General features: G+C 45.3%; 5 protein-coding genes. All 5 read left to right on the top strand.

Annotated features, from left to right (window positions below):
* Nucleotides 1-995: ABC transporter ATP-binding protein (locus AC1DUA_RS13595; RefSeq protein ID WP_477500273.1), on the top strand; the 995-nt coding region annotated here is incomplete at its 5' end.
* Nucleotides 982-2,784 carry an ABC transporter ATP-binding protein gene (locus tag AC1DUA_RS13590; protein WP_477500272.1) on the top strand — a complete coding sequence of 601 codons (1,803 nt, stop codon included), beginning with the start codon at nt 982-984 and terminating at the stop codon, nt 2,782-2,784. The genes AC1DUA_RS13595 and AC1DUA_RS13590, both read left to right, overlap by 14 nt.
* A gap of 945 nt (nt 2,785-3,729) precedes the next feature.
* On the top strand, nt 3,730-5,400 hold the full coding sequence (locus AC1DUA_RS13585; protein ID WP_477500271.1) for a pyridoxal phosphate-dependent decarboxylase family protein: 1,671 nt from the start codon (nt 3,730-3,732) through the stop codon (nt 5,398-5,400).
* A 6-nt stretch (nt 5,401-5,406) separates the two neighbouring features.
* Nucleotides 5,407-7,185: a methyl-accepting chemotaxis protein gene (locus AC1DUA_RS13580; protein WP_477500270.1), complete on the top strand. Its 1,779-nt coding sequence runs from the start codon at nt 5,407-5,409 to the stop codon at nt 7,183-7,185.
* 201 nt (nt 7,186-7,386) lie between these two features.
* Nucleotides 7,387-8,079 carry a response regulator transcription factor gene (locus AC1DUA_RS13575; RefSeq protein ID WP_477500269.1) on the top strand — a complete coding sequence of 231 codons (693 nt, stop codon included), beginning with the start codon at nt 7,387-7,389 and terminating at the stop codon, nt 8,077-8,079.
* Nucleotides 8,080-8,149: the final 70 nt, after the last annotated feature.

Raw genomic sequence — 8,149 nt, 5'->3', positions numbered from 1 at the left:
GCGCAATATCGCTTATTATCGCGATTGCATTTGGGGGCTATTTGACGATTCATGGCCGGATTACGATTGGGAATTTCGTTGAATTAACGCTATACATACGCATGATGGTCAACCCGCTTCAGCAGATCGGCCGTGTGATTAATGCCATGCAGCGGTCCAAAGCATCGCTTGAGCGGATTAATGAGCTGCTTGATCTGAAATCAGAAGTTGTGCAGTCGGAGTTGGCGCAACCTTCCCACCTCGATCAAGAGGGTATTCGGATTGAACACTTGTCCTTCGCTTATCCGGATGACGAAGATGAGGTGCTACATGATATCTCGCTGACGATTGAGCCAGGTAAATCGATTGGCATTATCGGTAAAACAGGAAGCGGCAAATCCACGCTGGTGAAGCTAATGCTGCGGATTTATGATCCGCCTGAGGGGACAGTTTGGATCGGGGATACAGACATTCGGGATGTGACCTTGGAAAGTCTGCGCAATCAGATCGCCTATGTGCCTCAAGAGGGCTTCCTGTTTAGCACAACTATTCGGGATAACATCGCTTTTTACAAACGGGAATTACCGCTTGAGCAGGTTGAACGCGCTGCCAAGAATGCGCAAATCCTGAACAGCATTACATCCTTTCCTGAGAAGTTTGAAACGAAGCTGGGTGAACGCGGGGTGACTTTGTCAGGTGGTCAGCGCCAACGAACGAGTCTCGCCAGAGGCATCATCAAGGATTCACCGCTCATGATCCTTGATGATAGCGTTAGCGCAGTAGACTCTGTAACAGAAAAGCATATCATCGACACGATCCGTAAAGAACGTTCCAACAAAACGACAATCTGGATTGCACACCGTATATCAGCATTAAAACATACGGATGAGATCATTGTGCTCCACGAAGGCCGAATAGTTCAACGCGGCACACATCAAGAACTTATCGCACAGGAAGGCTTGTACGCCGAGCTTCATGCGATACAGGAAGGGGGCAACCACGATGTCGCGGAGTAAAGAGCGCAGCACCACTGAGCCGCAAGCGATGAAAACGTCCTTCCGGGCCCTATCCGCTTATGCCAAACCGCATAGGTTAACATTTGCAGCTGTTCTGCTGTGCGCATTAATGGGCATCGCTGCTGACTTATTTCAACCGTATCTCGTCAAGATCGCAATTGATGATAACTTGATGATCGGGAAAAATGATTATCACGGACTACTGTTGATTTGTCTGTTTTATATGGGACTTTCCGTAAGCTCTTTATTTTTCAGCTATTTGCAGAATAACTTGCTGCAATTCGCTGGCCAAAGTATTGTGGCCAAAATCCGTAAGGATTTGTTCCAGCACATTTTCAAACAGTCGATGTCTTATTATGACAAGACGCCTAGTGGCAGCCTGATTACGCATGTATCCAGCGATACAGAGACACTGAACCAGTTCTTCACACAAGTTCTGTTAAGTCTAGTGCGCGACGGGATGACCTTGATTTTCATCATTGTGTTAATGTATCATCTGGATCCAACGCTTACGTTGTACAGTATGATAGTGATTCCAATCATCGCGATTATTGCTATAAGCTTCCGTAAATATATGCGCAAAACGTATCAGCTCTCCAGGACGCGATTGTCTCAAATGGTAGCCTTTGTGGCTGAGAATTTATCGGGCATGCATCTCATTCAAGCCTTTCACCAAGAGAATGAACAAATGAAACGTTTTGTGGATCGGAATTCCAGCTACTTTCAGGCAAATTTGCGGGAAATTCGCACAAACGTGTTATTTAACCGATCTTTTGATATTTTAGGAAATTTATCTGTAGCTTTTATCACCTGGGTCGGTGGAATGGCTGTATTCGATAAAACGATTGAGTTTGGTGTCCTCTATGCGTTTATCACGTATATTCGGCAGTTTTTTCAACCGATTAACAATATCACGCAGCAGTGGAATACACTCCAGTCTACGACTGTGTCAATGAACCGGATCTGGAACATTTTTGCAACGCAGCCGGACGTGAATGACAAGGAGAATGCGAAGATCATCCCGCTGCCTAAGGTCAAGGGCGAGATACATTTTAACCATGTGAAGTTTGGCTATTTGAAGGATATTTCCGTTCTTGATGATCTTGAGCTTCGCATTGCACCAGGGGAAATGATCGGGATTGTCGGCACGACGGGAGCGGGCAAAAGTTCGCTTATTTCCTTGCTCTGCCGCTTCTACGATGTGCAGGAAGGAAGCATCCGGATTGATGGCACAGACATTCGGGATATTCAGCAGGCTAATTTGCATCGTATAGTTGGACTGGTGCAGCAAGAGCCCTATTTATATGCCGGTAGTATTCTCGATAATGTGCGTATGTTTGATGAGACCGTCGCGCGTGAGGATGTCATCAAGGCCTGCCAATTGGTTGGCGCGGATGCTCTGATAGCGAGGTTGAAGGATGGGTACGAGACGAGGATCTCGGAAAGAGGAAGCGGCTTATCTGCCGGTGAAAGGCAATTGATTTCATTTGCGCGGATCATTGTTTTCCAACCGAAAATATTGATCCTCGATGAAGCTACGGCGAATTTGGACTCCCAGACGGAGCAGTTGATTCAGTCGGCTCTGCAGATTGTTGCTGAGGGGAGAACGACCCTTGTGATCGCTCATCGAATCTCGACGATTATTCATGCGAATCGGATTCTGGTTATGAGCCAAGGGCAAATTGTTGAGGAGGGCAACCATGCGGAATTACTTGCTCTGCATGGCTATTATGAGCAATTGTATCAGCACTCCCAAGGGAGTATGGACGCGGCACAATCCATTTCTTAATCGTAAAAAGCTTTATCCCCTTCCACTTTGGAATTGGTGATAAAGCTTTTTTTTATGTTTGGGGGCTTTCAGGGAACTATAGACCGCTATTTCTCTGAAAAGGCAGACTCTCCACGTGGAGGGGGAACTACGGTACGCTAATTTGCCAATTTCGCCCGGAAAACGCGCATGGAGGCGAAATAAGACCTTGTAGTTCCGCTCAGGGAGGAAATAGCCCGATTTCCTCAAGAATAGGGTACTACAGATCCCTTGCAGGAAGGACATGCCGGATTCCCGCATGGATCATGGTGATCCGTCTGCTCTCCTAGCCCGCGTAGCTCCGCCGCCTCGCAGCCCGCACAGCCCCGCCGCTCTGCCGCCCGTCGTCCCGCCGCTCCGCATTCCTCGCCGCCCCTGCCGCCCGCACCCCCCACAGAAAACTGTGGGGGAAACAAGTATAGCCACATTGGATGAAATCCAATGAAAGTGCCAATCGGGCGCCCAAATTGCGCATTTCATTGGACGATTTCCAATGCAACTGCCATATCCCGCGCTRTAGCACCACGATTAACTGATCTCATTGGATTTCATCCAATACAATCGTTAATCGAGCCTTCAAATCACTGTTTTCATTGGATTTCGTCCAACGACCCAACCCCAAGCTGGAGGTCATTGTAGGGCTTTCCCTACATGTACCTGACTCAGACTATGAACTCAGTATTTGTTTCATATACCTATTATTCTACCGATGGTTATTAAATGACAGTGTATCAACTATATAACAAAAGTACTATTTCACTATAAGATTTGGTAAATTGTGTTGTTATATTCATTTTGCTGTACTATACTAATGTATAAAAATGTAAGGTATGCTGTCGATCCTTGTCGAAGGAAGGGGTTTTTGCTGTATTTAACAATTTTCCTGCGTTTTTTCTATGAACGATTCTATTGATAGGAGAGGAAATTATGAGAGAGAGAAGATTGCCAAACGTACAGAAATTGTTTCCTAGTGAGAATGGCAACCTGCAATCACGCCAAATGATTTTGCGATTCGTTGAACAAATTTTGACTGGTGTCGATGTGCTGAAAAACCCGGACGGCGTTAACCTTAAAGGGGAGAAAGACCGCACAGACAGCTTTTATAAGAACCTCATCCAGGATAGCGCGATCCCGGCCGACAGTATGCCGATGGAGGAAGTAAACTCGGAATTATTGGAACTACTGCACGATCATCCCTATCATACGAAATATTTTCTAACCAACATTCTGCCGATGGCTAGTATACCAGGCATTCTGGGCATGCTTGCGGCGTTCATGGTAAATGGCAACAATCTGTGGGATGTGTACGGTCCAGCGGGAGCCGAAGCAGAAGTGAAAGTCATCAGCATGATGTCGAAATTAATCGGATATGATGCCATGAAAAGCGGCGGATATACAACATGGGGTGGTCAGGGAGCTGTATTCTCAGGACTGCGTATAGCGATTGCCAAGTTTGCTCCGGAAGCCTTGCAGAAAGGCGTTCCTAACAACTTGTATGCGTTCTGTTCCGATGCTGCGCATTACAGCTTATTCAAATCTGTGGAAGCAACTGGAATCGGGAGCGATAAATTGATCCGCGTTCGCACGAAAGCCGACAGTTCCATGGATGTGAGCGATTTGCGGCATAAGATGGAAGAGGTCATTGCCCGAGGCGGAATCCCGATTTACATTGTTGCAACAACAGGGACTACGGATGCCATGGGGATTGACGATTTGGAGCAGATCCAAGCAATAGCTGGCAAGGTTGCAGCGCAGTTTGGGCTTCAAAGGGCGCATATCCATGCGGACTCGGCATTAGGTGGATTTTTTGCTTTCTTCCAAGATTATGATTTCACGGCTAATCCGTTAGATTTCAAAGACGAGGTACTGCAAGCATTACAAGCTATACATAGCCGGATGAGACATTTGCATTTGGCGGATTCGCTTTGCTTTGATTTTCAAAAACTGGGGCAAACCCCTTATCTAACAAGTCTATTCCTTCTAAAAGAAGCCGCAGATTTAACTTTAATGGATCTGCATCCGGATGAGACGCCATACGTCGGGCATCGTGGTTATGGCCAGTATCATACAGGTTATACGCTGGAATGCTCTCGTATGGCTAGCTCGATTAGCATTTACAGCGCTCTTCTTGCATTTGGCATTCAAGGATATCAGCAGCTCTTAGCTCAATTCGTTGAGGTTAATCTCGCGTTCCGGGAAGAACTGCGTCGGGATATCCCGGAGGCTGTCATTGTTAATGCCGATAATCCCGGTATTATTACGTTATTCCGACTTTACCCAGAGGGCATCTCTCGCTTTCAGGACGAAATTTCGGGTGCATGTACGCTAAATGAAATTGAGCATATCAACAAGTTTAATGAAATCCTGTTTGAAATTCTTGGTGATCAACGTGAACGCATATTTTTTGGCGATACCAAGAAGCATTTGCTAGTACCAACGAAAGAGGGGAGCTCTACTGCTTTATATGCGACCAAAATATTCGTAATCTCCCCCTATACGGAGGTTAAGCATGTCCCAGAAATCGTGCAATATTTGAAGACATTCGTTTCACAAGTTTATGAGACATATACGGAAGCATCTACGTTAAGCGGGAGGTAACAACAAGTGGCTACGCAAGCGCAAGCTCTGACTGATAGAACGAAACTTTTCACAACCAAAGTGATGAACTGGATCCGTGCACATATTGCGGTGAAAATGACGATCAGCATTGTTTTACTGTTGTTAGTTGTTAGCTCGGTATTTTCATTGTCGGGATACTGGGTTAGTAAAGGCTTAGCGACGAAACTTGAGGACCAATTTGTACTGCGATTAACGTCGAATATTCAAAACGTATCCAACTATCTAGCTGTCCTACCAGAACGGCCTGAAGATATTACGGACACCAAACAACCAGGTTATCTGAAAATAAAAAAACAATTCGAGGAGTTCAAGAAGCATGACACGTTAGAGAACGTGTATGTATTGACTAGAACTCCAATGAAAGAACAGATCGTAATTTTAACGGGTGTTGACGATGATTACGGTACTGAATATCCGTTTACGCCAGAAATGAATGCGGCAATCGCCGAGGATAAACCGATGATCAGCAGCATTTACAAAGATGAATACGGTATTCATAAATCTGTATTTGTTCCACTTCGTAACAAGAATGGCGATAACGTCGGTATTATCGGTATTGATTTGGATGCGAGCGTTATTCCCAAAACGAAGCAAGATTTGTTTTGGACAATGCTGAGCATTACACTTATTGTTTTGGCCATTGGCAGTCTAATCGCGTACTACATTAGTCGGTCCGTGACAAGGCCAGTTGTACAGCTCATGCAAGTCACTGAGAAGGTTGCTGCTGGTTATTTAACTGAACAAGTCTTCATTCAGCGTACCGATGAGATTGGTAAACTGGCTGCAGCATTTAATGTGATGCGAAGGAATCTGGAGTCGCTTATCCGCCAGATGTATGATTCATCCCACATTATTACTCATACGAGTGAGCAATTGTATCAATCTGCTGACGAGTCAAGTTCAAGTGCAGGACTGGTTGCTGTTTCTATGAACAATATGTATGACGGTGTGGCTGAAGTTGTGAGTTCCATATCAGAGAGCACATCATCCATCGTTGAGATCAACTCAGAATTGACGGAGGTAACGGCTGAAGTCAAAGAGATGCAGGAGATGGCGCACAAAGTTGGTGCGCAATCGGTTGATGGCCAGCAACTTGTCGAAAAGACGCTGCATCAGATGAACGTGATCCAAAAAGAAATGAAATCATCGCATGAAGCCGCACTACAGTTGGGAAGTCGTTCGAAGGAAATCGGAGCGATTATCAATATTATTACAGAGATTGCGCAGCAGACGAATCTACTGGCTTTGAATGCTTCGATTGAAGCGGCACGTGTTGGCGAACAAGGCAAAGGTTTTGCCGTTGTCGCCGGCGAGGTGAAGAAGCTCGCAGAGCAATCCTCGAAAGCCGCAAGTTCGATTACTGGACTCGTTTCAGGCACGCAAAAAGACAGCCGTCTGGTGATGGAAAGCATCGTCCAGGGCAATCAGGCTGTTGAACAGGGTCAAACCTGGATTAACGATACGTATGAAAATTTCAAAGTCATTTTCAATGGTATTTCCGTGTTTTCCGAGCGGACGGATCATTTGCTGAATACGCTGGAGAGAGCCGTGCGCTCATTCGAAATCATTTCCCGTGTGATGCATAAAATTTCGGGAATCACCGAAGAGCAGTCTGCCGGATATGAAGAAGTCGCAGCCGCTGCTCAAGAGCAGAGTGCATCGATCGAAGAGATTACATCGGCAATCCGCCAGTTAGCGGAGATGTCAGTTGAACTACAAAAGTCTGTAAAAAGCTTTAAGATATCTGAGCAGCAGCAAAAGTGATATGTTGATTAACCAGCCTAAGGGCTGGTTTTTTTATATTGCGGCACCCTGATATTAAGAAAACCTTAAGAATTGTCTCCATAATCTGTTAAGATTCAGTGTCTATACTAAGCCTCATGATAGCTATCAACATTTTGATTGAATTTACCAGACCAACTTGATACGTTTACTTACACAGAACTATAAAGGAGGGTACCCGGAATGGCACAACCTACGATACTCCTTGTCGACGACGAGAAAGAAATCATAGATATGCTTGCAATTTATTTGAAAAATGAAGGTTATCAGCTGCTTCGAGCATCCGATGGAGCGGAAGCCTTGCAGGTCCTTCAGAAGGAAGACGTAGATCTAATCGTTCTCGACATCATGATGCCGAAAATGGATGGGATCGAGGCTTGCTTAAAAATCCGAGAGCAAAAAAATATGCCGATCATCATGCTGTCTGCAAAGAGTCAAGATATGGATAAAATTTGGGGCTTAAGCTCAGGTGCCGACGATTACTTGAGTAAACCGTTTAATCCGTTGGAGCTTATCGCTCGCATTAAATCCCAGCTTCGCCGTTACACTAGGCTTAATGTACCGCATGTGAACAAGGACCACGAGTTCGAAGTGGATGATCTGACAATCAATACACAGACGCATGAAGTCAAGTTGGAAGGTAAAGAAATTAAGTTGACCCCAAGGGAATTCGCAATTCTTGAGCTGTTGGTCCGGAATCGCGGGATGGTGTGGAGCTCGGAAAAGCTGTACGAAACCATCTGGAAGGAAGCCTATTATGACTCCGATAATACGATCATGGTGCATATCCGCAAAATTCGCGAAAAAATTGAATCAAATCCAAGAAGTCCGAGATTTATAAAAACGGTTTGGGGGGTTGGCTATAAAGTTGAATAAACGATACGATATCGATCCTTACTCGAAGTTGAACCGATTTCCATTCACCTTTTTTCCTTTTAATCTACTT

The organism is Paenibacillus sp. 01T422, assembly GCF_056398785.1.
Note: the sequence above shows the minus strand (reverse complement) of the source record. Positions and strands in the feature narration are given on the sequence as shown.